Origin of the sequence: Mesorhizobium sp. M1A.F.Ca.IN.020.06.1.1 (genome assembly GCF_004023265.1) — a bacterium.
Classification (GTDB): Bacteria; Pseudomonadota; Alphaproteobacteria; order Rhizobiales; family Rhizobiaceae; genus Mesorhizobium.
In genome coordinates this window covers 1-2,412 of the sequence record NZ_RZSR01000914.1, presented here as the reverse complement: position 1 = coordinate 2,412, position 2,412 = coordinate 1, and the positions used below count along the sequence as shown (strand labels likewise).

Sequence of the window (2,412 nt, the reverse complement as noted above, 5' to 3'; positions counted from 1 at the left end):
GCGCTGTACCGTTCCGACGTGCGCGGATCCGTGCTCCTGATCGTCTGCCTTTGGGCGACGATCCTCTTCGTCCTCTTGATGACCTGGGCCTACATCCCCGACAGCGGGATCAAGCTCGTGGTGGTGATCGCCGCGGCCGCGGTGCTGATCTTCAACACCGCCGCCATCCTGGCGATGCTCAACCACTACAAGGAAGACAAGGATTTCATCTACGGCCTCGACATCAAGAACGCCGATGCGTTCCGCAACCGCCAGTCCTGAAGGGAGAAAGCATGTCCCGCTACATTCCGCCGGAGCAGAGCAAGGCCGGTCAGGTCTTCGACATCGCCGTCGTCGTCGTCGCCATTTTCGTGGCGCTTTGGTTGCCGCTGAAACTCGGCCTCGCGGGTGCTGCGAAATCGATCGACGTGCTCGACGCCAAGACCTGGGAAGCGCTCGGCCAGAACGCGACCATGGCCTCAATCTGGGAAAAGCTCGGCTACACGCCGGAGACCGCCCACGACATCATCCAGAACCGCTTCCACTACATCATCGACTGGCCGACGCTGATCATCATGGCGGTGGTGCTGATCGCCTATTTCGTCTTCATGTTCCGCGCCTCCGATCGCGAATATCGCGAGGTGATCAACGAGAAGTTCGACGGCAAGTAACCCGGGAACACGATCATGTGGATGACAGTCTCTTACGCATGTTGGGGCATCTCGATCCTGCTCGCGCTGTGGATGCTCTACGACTGGTTCAAGGTCGACACGACCTATTCCGAGGAGACGCTGACCTCCTCGCGCGAAGGCGAGCTTGAAGCCGTCTCCGAAAAGCACCGGATCTGAGTGGAGCCTCACCAATGACAGTCGCGGTTGAAACGAGAGAAACGGTGGTCCACGGCGACCGGGTCTCGCTGCTACGCGTGCTCGGCCCCGCCCATGTCTGGGCGCTCGGCGTCGGCATCGTGCTGGTCGGCGAGTTCACCGGCTGGAATTTTGCCGCCGACAAGGGCGGCGCGCTCGCCGCGCTGATCGTCTGCTGGGTCGTCGGACTGCTCTACACCTCGGTCGCGATGATCGATTCGGAAGTGACGTCGACGGTCGCCGCCGCCGGCGGCCAGTACGCGCAGGCCAAGCACATCGTCGGGCCACTGATGGCTTTCAACGTCGCGCTGTTCCTGGTCTTTGCCTACACGATGCTCGAAGTCTCGGATGCGATCCTGCTTGGCGACACCATCGTTGCCAAAGCAGGTGTCGAGGGATTGACCCACAATTCCTTCATCGCCGCCACCATCGTCGTGCTGGCATGGCTCAACTATCGCGGCGTGCTGATGACGCTCAACGTCAACTTCGTCATCACGGCGATCGCCTATATCTCGATCGTCATCCTGTTCTTTTCGGTCAGTCCATGGACGCAAGGGGCGGTGCTGAAGCTCAACGAACTGGTCACTCCCGGCAACGCGCTGCCCTATGGCTGGATCGGCGTGATCGCCGCCTTCCAGTTCGGCATCTGGTACTATCTCGGCATCGAGGGCACCACGCAAGCGGCCGAGGAAGTGCGCTCGCCGGCGCGTTCCCTGCCCTATGGCACGATGGCCGGCATGATCACGCTTCTGATCGCCGCCGCCATGACCTGGTATGTCTGCGCCTCGCTGATGCCGTGGGAATATCTCGGCATCACCTATTATCCGCTCTGGGACGCCGGCAAGCTGACCGGCAGCCCGCTGCTCGAGAACCTGCTCTTCATCGCGACGCTGCTTGCAGCCCTTGCCTCGGCCAATGGCTGCATCAATGACGCCGCCCGCGCCTGGTTCTCGCTCGGCCGCGACCGCTACCTGCCGAGCTGGTTCTCGGCGGTGCATCCGAAGTATCGCACGCCCTATCGGTCGATCCTGTTCCTGCTGCCGATCGCGCTGGCCTTCGCCTTCATTGCCGATCTCAACCAGGCGATCACCTTCTCGATCCTGTCGGGCGTGCTGCAATACACCTTCATGAGCATCAACATCATGATGTTCCGCAAGAAGTGGCCGCTCGGCTCGATCCGCCGTGGCTACACGCATCCCTTCCATCCGCTGCCGGCGATCGTGCTGTTCTGCCTGTGCGTGGTGACCTTCTTAGCCATCTTCCTCGGCTTCGGCTCGCAGCTGATCGCGATGATCGCCTTCTACTTCCTGATCTCGCTGTGGTTCCACTTCTACCGCTACAAGTTCGTGCGCCGCGGCGACCAGTTCACCATGCCCTGGCCGAAGCCGCAGGGCTATTGAACGGAAAAAGACCCGCCGCCTGGCGGCGGGTCTTGGCGTGTCGAGATGTCTGAGTTGACGTCAGTCTTGTTTGCCGGGGCGATCGTATTTGCGGTCGTCCTTCACCTTGCCTGGCTTGCGCGCTCCAGCCGCAACAGGGCCAGGGCGGCGCTCGCCGACGACGAGGC

4 protein-coding genes are annotated in these 2,412 nt (G+C 61.8%); all 4 read left to right on the top strand.

The genetic code is table 11. The features are described 5' to 3' along the window. A partial coding sequence (locus EOA60_RS28955; protein ID WP_206628301.1) for a hypothetical protein occupies positions 1-261 on the top strand: 261 nt, incomplete at its 5' end. Positions 262-272: 11 nt separating this feature from the next. Then, on the top strand, positions 273-650 hold the full coding sequence (locus tag EOA60_RS28950; protein ID WP_095800950.1) for a hypothetical protein: 378 nt from the start codon (positions 273-275) through the stop codon (positions 648-650). Positions 651-671: 21 nt separating this feature from the next. Beyond that, complete coding sequence (locus tag EOA60_RS28945) at positions 672-827, top strand: hypothetical protein (RefSeq protein ID WP_164893870.1); 156 nt, start codon at positions 672-674, stop codon at positions 825-827. A gap of 14 nt (positions 828-841) precedes the next feature. Beyond that, on the top strand, positions 842-2,245 hold the full coding sequence (locus EOA60_RS28940) for an APC family permease (RefSeq protein WP_127335054.1): 1,404 nt from the start codon (positions 842-844) through the stop codon (positions 2,243-2,245). The last annotated feature ends 167 nt before the right edge of the window (positions 2,246-2,412 follow it).